Source organism: Pseudomonas qingdaonensis (genome assembly GCF_018398475.1).
Lineage (GTDB): Bacteria > Pseudomonadota > Gammaproteobacteria > Pseudomonadales > Pseudomonadaceae > Aquipseudomonas > Aquipseudomonas palmensis.
The window spans coordinates 2,371,740-2,386,362 of record NZ_CP074676.1; the positions used below are offsets into that span (position 1 = coordinate 2,371,740).

Sequence of the window (14,623 nt, forward strand, 5' to 3'; positions counted from 1 at the left end):
CACTGAATCCATAAAAGTCGCGATATACGCAACTTGGCGCTACAGTGCCGAATAGTCCCGTCATGGTCTGAACAAGGAAGTTTGCGATGATAGCGAAGTTGATGGTCACCGTTGGTATCGTGTTTTACGCCGTCGTGGTACCGATCCTCGAAATCAATGATACCCACGTCTTCAATCAGGCCTGGGAGCCACACGCGCGCCTGCATGAAACCTGGCAACTCTTCACCAATACCGCCATTGGTGCGTACAGCGTCTGGCTGGTGTGGGGGCGCGATAACCTGAGGCTGGCGAGCCTGCTGACCCTGTTCGTCACCGGCGGGTTCCTGATGGCGTACTGGCTGCGCGATGGCTACGGCGGCTCGATGGTACTCACCGACGGTTCGGAGAAGATGATCCTGGGCGTCAACCTTGGTCTTTTTGCCTACACGCTGGCCATTCTGCTGGCGGGGCTTGCGGTCGCCCTCGAGCGGCGCAGGCCCGATAGGTCGCTGGAGGCTGACCAGCGCTAAGCCGATGACCAAGGGGGGATGAAGGGGCGCGTCACCCCGCCTGCCGTTCCCGCCGCAGTGTATGCCACAACAGGGCGGCCGATAGCAGGCCGGGCATCGTGAAGATGTACACGAACTGCGGGAACTTGTGAGTGAAGCCGGCCAGCACGCCGCCCCATATCAGTGTGACTGCCACCCCGCAGATCAGCAGGCGGCGGTTGGGTACCACGGGTATTTCAGCCATCGCCAGCAGGTAGATCTTCCAGCACGACCAGAGGCCGAACAACGAAATCGACATCAGGCCCATGGCTATGGGTATCGCGAACAGCGGTTGCTCACTGATGACCAACATCGGGAAGAAAAAACCGATGCACCCGGCAATGAACAGCAGCGTCAGGGGCATCAGGCCCAGTACGGCAGCCAGGGTGAGGCCCATTCGAAAGGTGGTGAGTTTGTCCATACAGCTACCTGCGACAACGAAGAGAAAACACTGCAGCCCACGCACTGTGCCATGGCCATGGGCATTTTCAAGGGCGCGAAAAATGCGATGCAGACGCTCTGCGGCAGTGCGCAAGGGGCCAATTCATGCATGATGGCTGATTGATGTCAATGTTGCCTCCCTGCTGCGCCTTTAAAATCGAGGCACATATCGATAGGCGTTGCGTGCCGGGGAGTTGTGGCAATGTTTGGTAGAAAGTGGCGAGAACAGGTCAACGCACAGGCGCGTGAGTTGCAGGAGCTGAAGCAGCAGAATCTGGCGCTCCAGCAGGAAAACCAGCAACTGACCGATTTGCTGGCGCAAACCCAGGGTGAGCAGGCCGAGCTCAATGCCTACAGCCGTTACCAATGTGATCTGCACAGCAAGATGGGCATGTTCGACGAGTCGATGAAGCAGACCCGTGATGGGGTGGTCAGCCAGGCCGAAACCCTGCGCGGGGAGGTCGACCACCTCAAGGCCAACAGCGGCGTGTTCAGCGAGACGTCCGAACTGCTTTCGTCGTTCTCCACCTCGCTCACGCACATGGCCGGTCAAGGCGTGAGCAGTGTCGAGAGCGTGACCCACCTGCAGGCGCGGGTCAGCGAAATCAGCAGCATCGTGGGCTTGATCAAGGCCATTTCAGACCAGACCAACCTGCTGGCACTCAACGCCGCCATCGAGGCGGCGCGGGCCGGTGAGCAGGGGCGCGGGTTTGCGGTGGTGGCCGACGAGGTACGGGCCCTGGCCCAGCGCACCCACCAGGCCACCCAGGACATCAGCGTGCTGGTGGACGCCATCAATGTCGATACCACGGCGGCGAGCAACTCGATCGGCAACCTCTCCAATGAAGCCACGCGCCTGGCTGGCGACGTGTCGACCTCGGCGCAGACCCTGGACGAAATGGTGGTGATGGGGGACCACATGACCACCCTGATCGAGAACATGGCCCTCAGTTCGTTCTGCGAGGCGGTCAAGCTCGACCACCTGTTGTTCAAGCTGATGGTGTACCTGCGCCTGTTCAATCAGGACCCGAACCTTGAGCTGTCGGACCACAAGCATTGCCGCCTGGGCAAGTGGTACCTGATGCCGGAAACCCAGCAGATCTACCAGCACGACCGGGCATTCGCCCAGCTCGACGACCCCCACCGTATCTGCCACGAATCGGCCAGCCATGCGCTGCACCAGGCGCAGCACAAGGACTGGAGCGCGGTGGTGGCCTCGCTGGACAGCATGGAGACCGCCAGCCTCAAGGTGAACCAGGTGCTGCAGGCGCTCGCCCATCGCGGCGATTGATCGACAGTTGCAGGCACCGGCGCGAGGGAGCAAAAGTGGTAGGATCCGTGCGATCGGATCGGGTAAAGGGAGTGCTGCATGGTTGGGGAGCTGGATGAGCGCGACGTCGCGCGTCGTTTCTGCGTTGTCTGTGCAGTTATCATTGCGGCGGTTGGTCTCTGTGCTTCCCTGTATTGCCTGTTGAGCCCGGCCAGCATGTTCCCCTCGCTGGGCCCGGTGCTGGCGATCTTCGCGCTGGCACTGACCAACCTGCTGTGCCTGCCACTGGTGTTTGCCTATTGGCTGTTGGCGTTCCGGCCTGATGGTGCTCGGGTGTTGCTGATCGTGCAGGGCATCGCAATGGCGGCATTTGTGCTGTGGTACAGCGTGGTTTGACTGCAACTGTGCTGCAATGCAAAACGCAAACGTCCGGCACATGGCCGGACGTTTGCGTAGTGGCAGGCGACTTAACGGTGGCGGTGCTTGCGCTTGTGCTTGCTGGCGCTGTGCCTGTTGTCATCTGCCAGATGATTGCCCACCGCGCCCCCGGCCGCGCCGCCCAGGCCGGCGCCGACGGTCGAACCGGTGGAGCCGCCCAGCGCATTGCCGATCAGTGAGCCGCCAGCCGACCCCAGGCCGCCGCCCACGGCGGCCTGGGTGCGGTTGCCCTTGCGCGCACCAGCCGCGCTACCTGCAGCGCCACCCAGCCCGGCACCGATGGCGGCGCCGGTGCTGCCGCCGATCTGCTGGCCAACGACATTGCCCAGTGCGCCGCCCAGCCCGCCACCGATGGCGGTGGTGCCGTCGCCGGCAACGGCAGTCAGGGGCAGCAGGATACCCAGGGCGAGGGTAGGCAGGGTGAAACGCATGATGTGAACCTCAGGTACTTGATCTGCAAGATGATTTTTTGGTGCTGTTCAGACCGCGCGCTGAAGGTTTGGTTTCCCGTCGCGCCATTTAAAAACGTGGTGCGCCCTTGCGAGGCTTCGCGGGCCTCGGCGAAGATGGCCGATTGGCTTTTGCACAGTGAGGTTGATATGGCGCAGTACAAGACCGTTGGCGAGCTGGTGGCAGCCTTGTCGCGGCTTCCACAGGATGCACGGGTGGTGGTTCAGGGTGGCCTGGGCCTGAAGGACATCAGCCTGTTCGGGGCAGGACAGGTCCAGATCGAGTTCAAGGAGCAGATCATCGACTCCTCGCCGTCGTGGGTAGTGTTCGTCAAGCAGTGACTTCTGCAGGCTGTGCTAGCGTGTACAGATACGGCAATTAACTTGTACAGAAAATTTTCCATGTGCAAGTATCGCCGCAACCCCCGCCCAAGGGGCTGCCAGGGAGTACCGCATGCGACCACCACCCATCGCGCTGTGCAGGCTGCTGTTGCTGATCGGTGTGCTGGCCTGCGGTTACGCCCAGGCGGGGTGGCGGGCCGACCTGCCGGATGCGCTTCTGGTAGGCAGTGCTGAATTCAGGACCTGGGGCCTGGATATCTATACGGCGCGATTGTGGGCCCCCGGTGCACGCTTGAACGAGGGCGATGGCTTCGTCCTCGAGATCACCTACCGGCGCGCGGTCAGTCGCGAGCGGTTGGTCAAGGTCAGCCTCGAGGAGATCCAGCGTCTGTCTGCCACCCCGCTGACGGCAGCGCAACGGGACCAGTGGCAGGCGCAGATGCAGCAGGCGTTCGTGGATGTCGAGGCGGGTATGCGCATCACGGGCGTGTACGTTCCCGGGCTGGGCTGTCGCTTCTATGTGGGGGAGCGCCTGCAGCACGAAGTGCGTGACCAGGCATTCGCCCGTGCGTTCTTCGCCATCTGGCTGGACCCTCGCAGCCGCTACCCCGACTTGCGTCGGCAACTCCTTGGAGCTTCCCCATGAAAGCCTGGTACCTGTTGGTGTTCCTGCTGTTGGCCGGCTGCGGCAATGTCGATGTCGAGGCTTACCGCAACCAGTCACCGGCGTTCGACCTGCGCCAGTACTTCAACGGCCGCGTCGACGGCTGGGGCATCGTGCAGAAGCGTTCCGGCGAGGTCATCAAGCGTTTTCACGTGCTGATCGAAGGGCGCAGCGAAGGCGATAACGTGGTGCTGAACGAGCACTTCACCTACAGCGACGGCACCCGGCAGCAACGCACCTGGACCATTCGCCCGGACGGCCCGGGACGTTGGCGCGGCACGGCCGGGGATGTGGTGGAAGAGGCGCGCGGGCAGAACGCCGGTTTCGCCTTGCGCTGGCAGTACGTGCTCGACGTACCGGTGGACGGCAAGACCTGGGCCATCCGCTTCGACGACTGGATGTACCTGCTGGACGATAACACCCTGGCCAACCGCTCCTCCATGACCAAGTTCGGCATCGAAGTCGGGCAGGTCACCTTGTTCTTTCGCAAGCAGGTGCAGTAGGCCGGCCGAGACGGTGCAGTACCGGCAGCAGCAAGGCCCACACGGCGGCAAGCACCAGCAGGCTCGGCCAGGTGCCCAATGGCAGCCCGGCACCGGCAAGCTGCACACCGCCCCAGTAGGACAACGGGCCGCCCACCGCGCCCAGCAGGCTGGCCCGCCACCAGGGGTTGGCGGTCCAGTGCAGGCTGTGGCGCAAGGTGCAGGCGAACACCGGCCACAGCAACAGCAGCCAGAACGGCGGCAGCCAACGATGACCGCCAAATTCGAACACCCCAAGCGCCAGCAGCAGGCTGTCGGTCAGCCACCCGCACAGGCTGACGGCGACGATCAGGCGCACCTCGCCGGGCCTGGCCAGGCAGCTCAGGTGCGTCACCAGGCAGGCCACTGCCACTGCCAGCAAGGCGGGGTGGCGAGCACCCAGCACGCAGGCGAACCAGCCAAGCTGAAACAGCAGCGCATTGCTCAGCACCGCTGCCCAATGCGCTGTCCGCCGGTTCAGCCTGGTTGCCCCAGCAGCGGTGCGGGCCGTGCGCCGGCCTTGGCCAGCAACAGCTGGGCGGTGCCGATGGCACGCTCCAGAAAGCCCCCCTCGCAGTAGCACAGGTAGAACTCCCACAAGCGGTAGAACGTGTCGTCATAACCCAACGCCTGCAACGGCTGGCGCGCCTGCTGCAGGTTCTGGTGCCAGCAGCGCAGGGTGCGCGCATAGTGCAGGCCGAATTCTTCCATGTGGTGCAGGTTCAGATCGGTGTCGCGGCCCATCACCTGCAGCATCACCCCCACCGAAGGCAGGGCGCCGCCCGGAAAGATGTAGCGCTGGATGAAGTCGACCGAGCGGCACGCCTGTGCGTAGCGCTGTTCGCGGATGGTGATGCTCTGCAGCAGCATCAGGCCATCGGGCTTGAGCAGCCGCGCGCATTGCCTGAAGTAGCTGCTGAGGTAGCGATGGCCGACAGCTTCGATCATCTCGATGGAAACCAACTTGTCGTACTGGCCCTGCAGGTCGCGGTAATCCTCCAGCAGCAGGGTGATGCGGTCTTGCAGGCCGGCTTCGTCGATGCGTCGACGGGCATAGGCGAACTGTTCGGCCGACACCGTGGTGGTGGTTACCCGGCAGCCGTGGTGGCGTGCCGCGTAAATGGCCAGGCCGCCCCAGCCGGTGCCGATCTCCAGCAGGTGATCGTCGCGGGTGAGGGCGAGCTTCTGGCAGATGCGCTGCAACTTGTAGTGCTGGGCCTGTTCCAGGGTATCGTCGGCCCCCTGAAACATGGCCGCCGAGTACATCATGCTCGGGTCCAGCAGGCGCTCGAACAGTTCGTTGCCCAGGTCGTAATGGGCGGCGATGTTGCGTCTGGCGCCGCGCCGGGTATTGCGGTTGAGCCAGTGCAGGCCATGCAGCAGCGGGCGCCCCAGGCGTGCCAGCCCGCCTTCCAGGCCGTCGAGTACCTCCAGGTTCGCCACCAGCACGCGGACCACGGCGGTGAGGTCCGGGCTGGTCCAGTAGCCGTGGACGTAGGCTTCGCCTGCGCCAATCGAGCCGTTGCTGGCCACCAGGCCCCATAGCGCGTCGTCCACTACCTGGACATGCCCTTGCAGGCTCGCGCCGGCGTCGCCGAAGTGGTGCACCACATTGGCTTCGATGACCACCAGTGCGCCGTGGCGCAGGCGTTCGAGCTGGCGCAGCACAGCGCGCCGCAGCAGCATCACGCCGATGCCGTTGCCGGCGGACGCGAAGCGTTTTGCCGGGATTGCCTCAGGGCTCTTCATGGGGGGTGTCCTTTGCGCTGTCGGGTGCATTGATCGGTTTGGCTCGCCGCCAGGTGCCCCGGGCGGCGAAGTGGTCGAACAGGCGATGACGCTTGAGCAGCAGGCGCAACGCCTGCCAATGGATGGCCAGCAGGGTCTTGGCGGTCATCCACGGGAAGCTCAGCAGGTGCCGGTGCAGGCTGCGTCGGTCCAGGTCGATGCGCGCCAGGTTCAGCACGGCGCTGAACACCCGGGTGTGTGCCTGCCAGTCCTCCATGCGCACACGGATACGTGCTGCAGGTGTGCAGAAGTGCATGCGGTATTCCAGGTCGGCGGGCAGGAACGGCGACACATGAAACGCCTTGGCCACGCTGAAGTTCCACGGCCCCGGGCCGTCGGCGGGCAACACGTAGTGAAAGCGTTCGCGCCAGGGCGTGTTGGTGACCTCGCAGAGAATCGCAGCCAGACGCCCGTCACCGTCAAAACAGTAGAAAAAGCTCACCGGGTTGAAGGCCAGGCCCCAACTGCGGGGTTGGGTCAGTACGCACACCGGCCCTTGGGGGCGGTGGTGCAGCACCTGTTCGAGCAGGTCCAGCACGGCGCTCTTGAGGGGCGTGCCCTGGTGAGTGGCGGCTGGCAGATAGTCCCGCTCGTCGAAGGCAAAGGCGCTCCACCGGCCCCTGCCGGCCAGCCTCGACAGCGCTGGCAGCTGCGCCTGCTCGTCCAGGTCCAGGTACAGCAGGCCGATGCGGTAGGCAAAGCCGAAATCCCCCCTGGCGGGGCGGCGGTGGCTGACCCAGCCCTGGTAGAGCGCACTGTTCACAACTGCTCACCAAATTCGGCGGCCACGCGCAGCGCGCTGACCACGCCGTCTTCATGAAAGCCGTTGCCCCAGTACGCGCCGCAGTAGTAGCTGTGTCGGGCACCGCACAGTTCGGCGTGACGCGCCTGGGCCCGTACCCCGGCCAGGCTGAACTGCGGGTGGGCATAGGTGTAGCGGCCAAGGACCTTGCCGGGGTCGATGGCGCCGGTCTGGTTGAGGCTCACGCAGAAGGTCTGCGGGGCATCGATGCCCTGCAGAATGTTCATGTTGTAGGTGACGGCGGCCGGCTGGGACTGCGAGCCGCCCAGGCGGTAGTTCCAGCTGGCCCAGGCCAGGGGACGACGCGGCAGCAGGCGGGTGTCGGTGTGCAGGACCACGTCGTTGTCGGCATAGCGCAGCGCGCCAAGAATCTCGCGCTCGGCCTGGCTGGGATCATGCAGCATCAGCAGCGCCTGGTCGCTGTGGCAGGCGAACACCACCTTGTCGTAACGCTCCATGCCTGCTCGGCTGAACAGGCTGACACCGTCGGCATCGCGGGTCACGCCCAGTACAGGGCAGTTGAGGCGAATGCGTTCGGCAAACGGTGCGCACAGCGGGGCCAGGTAACTGCGCGAGCCACCTTCCACTACCCGCCATTGCGGGCGGTCGTTGACCGACAGCAGCCCGTGGTGCTTGAAGAAGCGCACGAAAAACTGCAGCGGGAAGCCCAGCATCTGCGCCAGCGGCATCGACCAGATGGCGGCTCCCATCGGCACGATGTAGTGGTCGATGAAACGCTCGCCGTAGCCGTTCATGTACAGGTAGTCGCCCAGCGAAAGGGTGTCGTTGACTCGCTGCTGCTCCAGGTCGTTCAGGGCCTGGCGATTGAAGCGCAGGATGTCGTAGAGCATGCCCCAGAAGGGCGGCGACAACAGGTTGCGGCGCTGCGCAAAGAGGCTGTTGAGGGTGTTGCCGTTGTACTCGTGGGCGGTCTGCGGGTCGTGGACCGAAAAGCTCATTTCGGTAGGGCGCGAGGCGATGCCCAGCTGATCGAGCAGGCGGATGAAGTTGGGGTAGGTCCAGTCGTTGAACACGATGAACCCGGTATCCACCGCGTAGTGTCGCTCGCCAAGCTGCACGTCGACGGTATGGGTGTGCCCGCCAATCCGGTCACTGGATTCGTACAGCGTGATGGCGTGCTGGCGCTGCAGCAGGTGGGCGCAGGTAAGCCCGGCGATACCGCTGCCGATGATGGCTATCTTCATGGGTGGGGTTCCTGGCGCAGTGGCCGTGACAGGTGCTTGCCCAGTGCCAGTTGCAGGCTCACCGGCAGCAGCGCGACCAGGCGCAGGCCAGCGATGAACAGGAGCGGAAAGGCAATGGTGTACGGGCGCTTGTGCAGGCGCCGGGCAATATGGCGTGCGGCCTTTTCGGCGGGCCAGCACAGCGGCATGGGGAAGTCGTTGCGCCGGGTCAGCGGGGTGTCGACGAAGCCCGGGCTGACCAGCGTCACGGCAATGCCTTCGCGGGCCAGGTCGATGCGCAGCGATTCGAACAGGTAGCGCACCGCGGCCTTGGAGGCGCCATAGGCACCGGCGCGGGGCAGCGCCAGAAAGGTCACGGCGCTGGCCACGGCCACCAGGTGCGGCTGTCGGCCCTGGCGCAGCAGGGGCAGGGCAGCCTCCACGCAGTGGCTGGCACTGAACAGGTTGGAAGCCACCACGCGCTCGACCATGGCGGCTTCGAAGGCTTCGCTGTCCAGGTACTCGCAGGTGCCGGCGTTGAGTATCACCTGGTCCAGGCCACCCCAGGCCTGGGCGATCTGCTGGGCGATCGCGCGCACCTGGTCACCCTCGCGAAGGTCGCCCGGTACCACCAGTACCTGGTCGGGGTAGCGCTGCACCAATGCCTGCAAGGGCTGGGCATTGCGCGCGCTGACCGCCAGGCGATGCCCCTGGGCCAGCAGCAGGGGGGCCAGTGCCGCACCAATGCCGCTGCTGGCGCCGGTCAGCCAGATGCGTCTCATGCCAGCCTCCGCTTGAGCCAGCCGATCACGCTGCCCATCACCGGCAGGTGCTCGTACAGCAGCGCCCCGGCGTCGAAGTAGTCATGGTGCAGGTAGACCTTGTCGCGCCACATCAGGTGCGAGCAACCCTGTACCTGAACCGGGCGCCCACCGTTCAGGCGCGCATGCCGGTAGTGCAGGGTCCAGCGCAGGTAGCCCTTCCCGTCGTCGACCTGGTCATAGCCGTGGAACTCGAAGCGCACCTGATCGACGTTGGCGTACAGCTGAGCGAAATAATCCTGCAGCGCGGCCATGCCGTGGATCTGATGTAGCGGGTCGCGGAACTGGACATCGTCGCTGTACAACTCGCGCAGCACACTCAGGTTGTGCGCGTCGATCGCGCAGAATCGCTCTGCAAAGCGTTTGAGATACTCGGACATTGCCTGCACCCATGACCATTGTGGTCATTTAGTTGTACACGTGTTGTTATTTGTACAAGATATTTGCAGGTTAGAGGGAAATTTGTACAAGTCAATTCATCCCTGCAGATTTTGCTGCAGGGAAATGGAGGCAGGGGCAGGGGCAAGGCGAGGGAGAACGCAGGACGCAGAAAGCAGAAAAGCGCCCCAAGGGGCGCTTTTCAGAAGATGGTGCGAGTGGCGGGACTCGAACCCGCAAGGCTCACGCCGGCAGATTTTAAGTCTGCTGTGTATACCAATTCCACCACACTCGCACGGATCATCCGGCTGCAAGGTCAGGCACAGGGTGTGTGCGACACTTTACCTTCCGGATCAAGGCGGCTTTATAACTCATCGTTATATTCGAGTCAACTCGCGCACCCGCTACTTTGCCATGTAACGCCGCAGCCAGCGGCGCGGAATCAGCAGTGACACGATGGCCAGCGCCAGGGCGAAGCCACCGCAGGCCATCAGCGCCGTCAGGCCGTAGCGGTGCTCCAGCAGCCCGCCCAGCACTGCGCCGCCGAACATGCCGGACCACGGCACCAGTTGCACGCGCCAGCCCGGACGCCGCTCCCCCATCAGCCAGCGGCCCAGGCCGCGGCCAAAGCGCGACAGGGCGCCGGTTACATAGGTCAGCCCGATGGGCAGCCCGTTCACCTCTTCGACCGCCGCATTGAGCATGCCCATGGCGATGATCGCGCCCAGCAGCGCCGGCAACTGCGCCTGCGCGCCCCACAGGCCTGCCCCCAGCAGCAGTGCCGCCGACAGGGCGAGCAGCGGCCATGCTCGCTTGGCGCTCAGGCGGGCGATGATCACCCCCAGCGCGTTGCCGGCAATGAAGGCGCCGATCAGCAGGGCCAGGCGGGCCACCAGTGCCCAGTGCGCATCGCCCAGGGCGACGGCCATGCGCGTGGTGTTGCCGCTCATGAAAGAAACGAAATCGCCGGTGGCGAGAAAGCCGATGGCGTCGGTCATGCCCGCCAGCACCGACAGGGCGGCGACGAAAAACAACCCGACGCGGCCCCGGCGCTTGTAGACGAGGGTAGTCAGCGGCCCGCGTTGGCCCTGTGGGCGCTCTGGCAGCATGGGCGTCTCCGGGGCTAGGGTTCGATGCGGTCGGCCACGCTGCGCAACTGGTCGATCGATGCCTGCAGCCCATTGATGCTGCGCTGCACTTCCAGGGCATCCTGCGGGTGGGCCGAGTGCTGCAGGTAGCGCGCATGCCCGGCCATTTCGCGCGCGATCTGCTCCAGATCGGCGGCGGTGTGCTCCAGGTCATCGTGAATGCCTTTCATCCTTGCATCTGTGGTCAACGTCCTTCCCCCGGTTGCGCTTGCACCTGTGGACTATAACAAGTTGCCCCCCGGCCCGGAACGATTTCCCCGGGCACTGCCCGGATAGCTGAGCACCCGTTGACACCGGGCAATCACTGCGCCACTGTTCCGCCAGTGATTTATCGTTCACGTCCTGCAGGTCGATACGACTGTTTCGAAATTACGGAATTGCAGAGGCACCCGGTTGTCTACCTTCTCATTGTCCTCACTGCGGTGCCTGCGGGTTTGCCATGGATTCTTCCCAGCGCTCTGACCTTCAAACCATGCACGCCAGCCGCTATGAGCAGTTGGTGCAGACCGTTGCGGACTACGCCATCTATATGCTCGACCTCGAGGGCCATGTGGTTTCGTGGAACCTGGGGGCCCAGCGCATCAAGGGCTACAACGCCGACGAGGTCATCGGTCGGCACTTCTCGATGTTCTTCACACCGCAGGATTGCGCCGAAGGCCGGCCTGGCTGGTTGCTCAATCGTGCGCTGAGCACCGGTGGGGCACAGGACGAAGGCTGGCGCATGCGCAAGGACGGCACGCAGTTCTGGGCCCTGGCGGCACTGGATGTGATTCGGGACGAGCAGGGCGAGGTGGTCGGGCTGGCGAAAATCACCCGCGACATCACCGATCGTCGGGAAGCCGCATTACAGTTGGACGCCATGCGTGCGCAGCTGTTCCAGTCGCAGAAGCTGGAAGCCCTCGGCCAGCTTACCGGGGGCATGGCCCACGATTTCAACAATCTGCTCACGATCATCATCGGCTCGGCCAAGCTGGCCATGACCTCTCGCGACCCGCAGCGTACCGAGCGCCTGTTGCAGCATATCGTCGATGCCGGCGAACGCGGCAGCCAGGTGACCCAGCAGTTGCTCGGGTTTGCCCGGCGCAAGGTGCAAAGCACAAGCCGGGTCGATGTGGCGCAGTTGGTCCGGGCGAGCCAGGCGTTGCTGTCCCAGGCGCTGCCCAAGGGCATCGAATTGCAGGTAGATATCCAGGGCGAGGTATCGGATATCGAGGTGGACAGCGGCCAGTTGCAGATGGTGCTGCTCAACCTGATCTTCAACGCCCGTGACGCCATGGATGCCGAGGGGCGCATCGAACTGGTTGCACGCAACCAGGTGCTGCAGGGGGAGTGGGACGGGCTGGTTGGCGATCATGTGCTCATCAGCGTGCGCGACCCCGGACGTGGTATCGATGCTGCGGTGTTGCCGCGCATCTTCGAACCGTTTTTCACCACCAAGAGTTTTGGCAAGGGAACCGGCCTGGGGTTGAGCCAGGCCTACGGTTTTGCCAAGCAGAGCAACGGTTGTATCAGGGTCGAGAGCGAAAGCGGTCGCGGCACCTGCATGACCCTGTGCCTGCCGGCATGGCAGCCACCCCAGCCCGACAACCTTCAAAGCGAGTGAACCTATCGTGGAGCAGCTCAAGCGTCTTGCTACAGGCATCGAAGGTCTGGACGACCTGCTCAAGGGCGGCCTTGTGGCCGGCTCGTCCTATATCGTCCAGGGTCGCCCGGGCTCGGGCAAGACCATCCTGGCCAACCAGTTGGCGTTCAACCATGTGGCCACGGGCGGGCGGGTGCTGGTGGCGACGCTGCTGAGCGAGTCCCATGAGCGTCTGTTCCAGTACCTGTCCACCCTGAGCTTTTTCGACCCTGCGCTGGTGGGCAACCAGCTGCAGTTCGTCAGTGCCTTCGATACCCTCGAAAGCGAGGGGCTGGAGGCGGTGGTCAAGCTGCTGCGCGGTGAAATCGGCCGCCAGGGCGCCTCCCTGCTGATTGTCGACGGCCTGCTCAATGCACGTTCACGCGCCGAAAACGTGCTCGACACCAAGAAGTTCATTTCAGAGCTGCAAGGCCATGCCGCGTTTGCCGGCTGCACCTTGCTGCTGCTTACCAGTTCGCGCCTGGATGACGGCAGCCCGGAACACACCATGGTCGATGGCGTCATCGAGCTGGGCGAGGACCTGTACGGCGCACGTTCAGTGCGACGCATCCAGTTGCGCAAGACCCGCGGCAGCGGGGCGCTGTCCGGGGTGCACGAATGCGAGATCACCGAGCAGGGGCTGAAGGTGTATCCGCGCCTTGAAGCACTCTACAGCCACCCCTCCAGCCCGGGCAGCGAGGTGTTGACCCGCGTCGGCACGGGCCTGGCCAGTCTCGATGGCTTGCTGGGCGGGGGCTTTCCCAGCGCTTCGGTCTCGCTGGCGATGGGGCCGTCGGGCATTGGCAAGACCTCCCTGGGCCTGAGTTTTCTGGCCGGTGCCACAGTGGCCGAGCCGGGCCTGCATTTCGGCTTCTACGAGACCCCGCAGCGCTTGCGCATCAAGGCCAAGGCCATCGGTATCGATCTGCCGGCACTGGAGAAAAGCGGGGCGGTGCACCTGGCCTGGCAGCCCACTACCGAAGGGTTGCTCGATGGCGTGGGCGCCCGTTTGCTCAGCCATGTACGCAAGCACCGCATCAAACGGGTGCTGATCGACAGCCTGGGCGCGTTTGCCCGGCTGGCCACCAACCAGGGGCGGCTCAACGAGTTCTTCCGTGCGCTGATGGGCGAGCTGCGTGCCGAGGATGTGACGGTGTTGGCGACCTGGGAGATGCGCGACCTGTTCGGCTCTGAAATCAACGCACCCGCGTCGGAGCTGTCGTCGATCGTCGACAACCTGTTCCTGATGCGTTTCGTCGAGCTGGACGCCGAGCTCAAACGCTTGCTGTCGATCCTCAAGGTGCGCGACAGTGAATACGATCCGGCCCTGCTGGAGCTGGTCATCCGTTCGACAGGCATCGAGCTCGACAAGGCGTTCGTTCAGGCGAGCGCGGTGATGTCGGGCACCGCTTCATCGGCGCAAGGGGCATGAAAGCCCTGGGCTGGCAGCCATGAGCACGATTCTGGTCGTGGACGACGAGTATGTGATCGCCGATATCCTGGGGTATGCCCTGGAGGACGCCGGCTACAAGGTCGAGAAGGCGCCCAATGGCAAGACGGCCCTGGACGTGCTGGAGAAGGTGCGAATCGACCTGGTCATCACCGACTACATGATGCCGATAATGAATGGCGAGGAGTTGGCCAAAGCGATTCGCAGCAATGCGCAGTTTGCGGACCTACCGGTCATTCTCATGAGCGGGGCCCAGGCAAGTATCGGCAAAGCCATACCTGACCTGTTTTCTGCAGTGTTCGACAAGCCGTTCGATACTGCCAGCATGGTGGCCAGGGTCAGGGCATTCATCGGTGTGGCGGAGGCCGGGCGGGATACGCCAGAGCTTCAGTGAACCGTGTTGCCGGGACCAAGCGCATCCGTGCGACTCGATTAGCCCTGGTTACTGGTGATCATCCCCCTTCTCCGGCGCCGGGCTGCCGGCTTGAATGCGCTTGTAAATCTCTTCACGGTGCACCTGGACATCTTTGGGTGCATCGATGCCGATCCTCACTTGCATCCCCTTGACCCCTAGAATGGTGACCTTGATGTCATCATTGATGACGATGCTTTCGCCAACTTTGCGGGTGAGTATCAGCATGTACTTCTCCTTGGTAACTTTGAATGCCTTGCAGGCGGTAGCTGCACAGGCCGGGTGTGCGCGGTGGCACAGCCGTCTTTCCCTTCATTAAAGACGCATTCGATGGAAATTAATTCCCCGAGCACAAGATTCTGTTGAG

At 63.8% G+C, this 14,623-nt stretch carries 20 protein-coding genes, 1 tRNA gene and 1 pseudogene; 10 read left to right on the forward strand and 12 right to left on the reverse strand.

The window, feature by feature from the left end; all coding sequences use genetic code 11:
* The first annotated feature begins 86 nt into the window (after nt 1-86).
* Entirely contained in the window at nt 87-509 is a 423-nt protein-coding gene (locus KH389_RS10840; protein WP_213607339.1) for a hypothetical protein, read from the forward strand.
* A 31-nt stretch (nt 510-540) separates the two neighbouring features.
* Here the strand turns inward: KH389_RS10840 and KH389_RS10845 are convergent, their stop codons facing one another.
* Nucleotides 541-948 (reverse strand): hypothetical protein, encoded by a 408-nt coding sequence (locus KH389_RS10845; RefSeq protein ID WP_213607340.1) that lies wholly within the window; start codon nt 946-948, stop codon nt 541-543.
* Nucleotides 949-1,587: 639 nt separating this feature from the next.
* Between KH389_RS10845 and KH389_RS27735 the strand changes: the two are divergent.
* The 3 genes and pseudogenes from KH389_RS27735 to KH389_RS10855 all read left to right on the forward strand — a co-directional run.
* Nucleotides 1,588-1,863: pseudogene (locus KH389_RS27735) on the forward strand (methyl-accepting chemotaxis protein); the annotation flags it as partial.
* A gap of 102 nt (nt 1,864-1,965) precedes the next feature.
* The gene (locus KH389_RS27740; RefSeq protein ID WP_229590273.1) at nt 1,966-2,259 is read left to right on the forward strand and encodes a CZB domain-containing protein; all 294 of its coding nucleotides are present in this window, start codon (nt 1,966-1,968) and stop codon (nt 2,257-2,259) included.
* A gap of 78 nt (nt 2,260-2,337) precedes the next feature.
* Complete coding sequence (locus KH389_RS10855) at nt 2,338-2,634, forward strand: hypothetical protein (RefSeq protein WP_043861715.1); 297 nt, start codon at nt 2,338-2,340, stop codon at nt 2,632-2,634.
* A 71-nt stretch (nt 2,635-2,705) separates the two neighbouring features.
* Here the strand turns inward: KH389_RS10855 and KH389_RS10860 are convergent, their stop codons facing one another.
* Entirely contained in the window at nt 2,706-3,107 is a 402-nt protein-coding gene (locus KH389_RS10860; RefSeq protein ID WP_043861716.1) for a glycine zipper domain-containing protein, read from the reverse strand.
* A gap of 168 nt (nt 3,108-3,275) precedes the next feature.
* Between KH389_RS10860 and KH389_RS10865 the strand changes: the two genes are divergently transcribed.
* The 3 genes from KH389_RS10865 (at nt 3,276) to KH389_RS10875 (ending at nt 4,634) form a co-directional block, all read left to right on the forward strand.
* On the forward strand, nt 3,276-3,467 hold the full coding sequence (locus tag KH389_RS10865) for a hypothetical protein (protein WP_043861717.1): 192 nt from the start codon (nt 3,276-3,278) through the stop codon (nt 3,465-3,467).
* Between the two features lie 112 nt (nt 3,468-3,579).
* Nucleotides 3,580-4,113: a chalcone isomerase family protein gene (locus KH389_RS10870; protein WP_213607341.1), complete on the forward strand. Its 534-nt coding sequence runs from the start codon at nt 3,580-3,582 to the stop codon at nt 4,111-4,113.
* Nucleotides 4,110-4,634, forward strand: a complete 525-nt coding sequence (locus KH389_RS10875) for a DUF3833 domain-containing protein (protein WP_213607342.1) — start codon at nt 4,110-4,112, stop codon at nt 4,632-4,634. The genes KH389_RS10870 and KH389_RS10875 overlap by 4 nt, the downstream gene beginning before the upstream one ends.
* Here the strand turns inward: KH389_RS10875 and KH389_RS10880 are convergent.
* The 9 genes from KH389_RS10880 to KH389_RS10920 all read right to left on the reverse strand — a co-directional run bounded on the left by KH389_RS10880 (nt 4,603) and on the right by KH389_RS10920 (nt 10,943).
* Nucleotides 4,603-5,103, reverse strand: a complete 501-nt coding sequence (locus tag KH389_RS10880) for a DUF2878 domain-containing protein (protein ID WP_100632522.1) — start codon at nt 5,101-5,103, stop codon at nt 4,603-4,605. The two genes, KH389_RS10875 and KH389_RS10880, sit on opposite strands and share 32 nt — an antisense overlap.
* 26 nt (nt 5,104-5,129) lie before the next feature.
* Nucleotides 5,130-6,401 (reverse strand): SAM-dependent methyltransferase, encoded by a 1,272-nt coding sequence (locus KH389_RS10885; RefSeq protein WP_043861721.1) that lies wholly within the window; start codon nt 6,399-6,401, stop codon nt 5,130-5,132.
* Nucleotides 6,388-7,203 carry a DUF1365 domain-containing protein gene (locus KH389_RS10890; RefSeq protein WP_213607343.1) on the reverse strand — a complete coding sequence of 272 codons (816 nt, stop codon included), beginning with the start codon at nt 7,201-7,203 and terminating at the stop codon, nt 6,388-6,390. Before KH389_RS10890 ends, KH389_RS10885 begins: the two co-directional genes overlap by 14 nt.
* Entirely contained in the window at nt 7,200-8,447 is a 1,248-nt protein-coding gene (locus KH389_RS10895) for an NAD(P)/FAD-dependent oxidoreductase (protein ID WP_104572580.1), read from the reverse strand. Before KH389_RS10895 ends, KH389_RS10890 begins: the two co-directional genes overlap by 4 nt.
* On the reverse strand, nt 8,444-9,208 hold the full coding sequence (locus KH389_RS10900) for an SDR family NAD(P)-dependent oxidoreductase (protein WP_213607344.1): 765 nt from the start codon (nt 9,206-9,208) through the stop codon (nt 8,444-8,446). The genes KH389_RS10895 and KH389_RS10900 overlap by 4 nt, the downstream gene beginning before the upstream one ends.
* Nucleotides 9,205-9,627: a nuclear transport factor 2 family protein gene (locus KH389_RS10905; protein ID WP_213607345.1), complete on the reverse strand. Its 423-nt coding sequence runs from the start codon at nt 9,625-9,627 to the stop codon at nt 9,205-9,207. Before KH389_RS10905 ends, KH389_RS10900 begins: the two co-directional genes overlap by 4 nt.
* Before the next feature lie 208 nt (nt 9,628-9,835).
* A tRNA-Leu gene (locus KH389_RS10910) sits at nt 9,836-9,920 on the reverse strand.
* 109 nt (nt 9,921-10,029) lie between these two features.
* Nucleotides 10,030-10,734, reverse strand: coding sequence for a YoaK family protein (locus KH389_RS10915; RefSeq protein WP_213607346.1), 705 nt, complete (start codon nt 10,732-10,734; stop codon nt 10,030-10,032).
* 14 nt (nt 10,735-10,748) lie between these two features.
* Nucleotides 10,749-10,943: a hypothetical protein gene (locus KH389_RS10920; protein WP_043861727.1), complete on the reverse strand. Its 195-nt coding sequence runs from the start codon at nt 10,941-10,943 to the stop codon at nt 10,749-10,751.
* Nucleotides 10,944-11,212: 269 nt separating this feature from the next.
* On the opposite strand from KH389_RS10920, the gene KH389_RS10925 reads away from it, so the two are divergent.
* Genes KH389_RS10925 through KH389_RS10935 form a run of 3 tightly spaced genes read left to right on the forward strand, consistent with a single transcriptional unit; the run spans nt 11,213 to nt 14,238 of the window.
* The gene (locus KH389_RS10925; protein ID WP_043861728.1) at nt 11,213-12,376 is read left to right on the forward strand and encodes a two-component system sensor histidine kinase NtrB; all 1,164 of its coding nucleotides are present in this window, start codon (nt 11,213-11,215) and stop codon (nt 12,374-12,376) included.
* A gap of 4 nt (nt 12,377-12,380) precedes the next feature.
* Nucleotides 12,381-13,826, forward strand: coding sequence for an ATPase domain-containing protein (locus KH389_RS10930; RefSeq protein ID WP_213607515.1), 1,446 nt, complete (start codon nt 12,381-12,383; stop codon nt 13,824-13,826).
* 19 nt (nt 13,827-13,845) lie between these two features.
* On the forward strand, nt 13,846-14,238 hold the full coding sequence (locus KH389_RS10935; RefSeq protein WP_054914301.1) for a response regulator: 393 nt from the start codon (nt 13,846-13,848) through the stop codon (nt 14,236-14,238).
* A gap of 48 nt (nt 14,239-14,286) precedes the next feature.
* Here the strand turns inward: KH389_RS10935 and csrA are convergent, their stop codons facing one another.
* Nucleotides 14,287-14,484: a carbon storage regulator CsrA gene (gene csrA / locus KH389_RS10940; protein WP_043861731.1), complete on the reverse strand. Its 198-nt coding sequence runs from the start codon at nt 14,482-14,484 to the stop codon at nt 14,287-14,289.
* Nucleotides 14,485-14,623: the final 139 nt, after the last annotated feature.

Excerpts from the sequence above, each read along its gene's own strand:
- KH389_RS10840 (WP_213607339.1), top strand. The coding sequence starts at position 87 with ATGATAGCGAAGTTGATGGTCACCGTTGGTATCGTGTTTTACGCCGTC.
- KH389_RS10845 (WP_213607340.1), bottom strand. The coding sequence starts at position 948 with ATGGACAAACTCACCACCTTTCGAATGGGCCTCACCCTGGCTGCCGTA.
- KH389_RS27740 (WP_229590273.1), top strand. The coding sequence starts at position 1,966 with ATGGTGTACCTGCGCCTGTTCAATCAGGACCCGAACCTTGAGCTGTCG.
- KH389_RS10855 (WP_043861715.1), top strand. The coding sequence starts at position 2,338 with ATGGTTGGGGAGCTGGATGAGCGCGACGTCGCGCGTCGTTTCTGCGTT.
- KH389_RS10860 (WP_043861716.1), bottom strand. The coding sequence starts at position 3,107 with ATGCGTTTCACCCTGCCTACCCTCGCCCTGGGTATCCTGCTGCCCCTG.
- KH389_RS10865 (WP_043861717.1), top strand. The coding sequence starts at position 3,276 with ATGGCGCAGTACAAGACCGTTGGCGAGCTGGTGGCAGCCTTGTCGCGG.
- KH389_RS10870 (WP_213607341.1), top strand. The coding sequence starts at position 3,580 with ATGCGACCACCACCCATCGCGCTGTGCAGGCTGCTGTTGCTGATCGGT.
- KH389_RS10875 (WP_213607342.1), top strand. The coding sequence starts at position 4,110 with ATGAAAGCCTGGTACCTGTTGGTGTTCCTGCTGTTGGCCGGCTGCGGC.
- KH389_RS10885 (WP_043861721.1), bottom strand. The coding sequence starts at position 6,401 with ATGAAGAGCCCTGAGGCAATCCCGGCAAAACGCTTCGCGTCCGCCGGC.
- KH389_RS10895 (WP_104572580.1), bottom strand. The coding sequence starts at position 8,447 with ATGAAGATAGCCATCATCGGCAGCGGTATCGCCGGGCTTACCTGCGCC.
- KH389_RS10900 (WP_213607344.1), bottom strand. The coding sequence starts at position 9,208 with ATGAGACGCATCTGGCTGACCGGCGCCAGCAGCGGCATTGGTGCGGCA.
- KH389_RS10905 (WP_213607345.1), bottom strand. The coding sequence starts at position 9,627 with ATGTCCGAGTATCTCAAACGCTTTGCAGAGCGATTCTGCGCGATCGAC.
- KH389_RS10915 (WP_213607346.1), bottom strand. The coding sequence starts at position 10,734 with ATGCTGCCAGAGCGCCCACAGGGCCAACGCGGGCCGCTGACTACCCTC.
- KH389_RS10920 (WP_043861727.1), bottom strand. The coding sequence starts at position 10,943 with ATGAAAGGCATTCACGATGACCTGGAGCACACCGCCGCCGATCTGGAG.
- KH389_RS10925 (WP_043861728.1), top strand. The coding sequence starts at position 11,213 with ATGGATTCTTCCCAGCGCTCTGACCTTCAAACCATGCACGCCAGCCGC.
- KH389_RS10935 (WP_054914301.1), top strand. The coding sequence starts at position 13,846 with ATGAGCACGATTCTGGTCGTGGACGACGAGTATGTGATCGCCGATATC.
- csrA (WP_043861731.1), bottom strand. The coding sequence starts at position 14,484 with ATGCTGATACTCACCCGCAAAGTTGGCGAAAGCATCGTCATCAATGAT.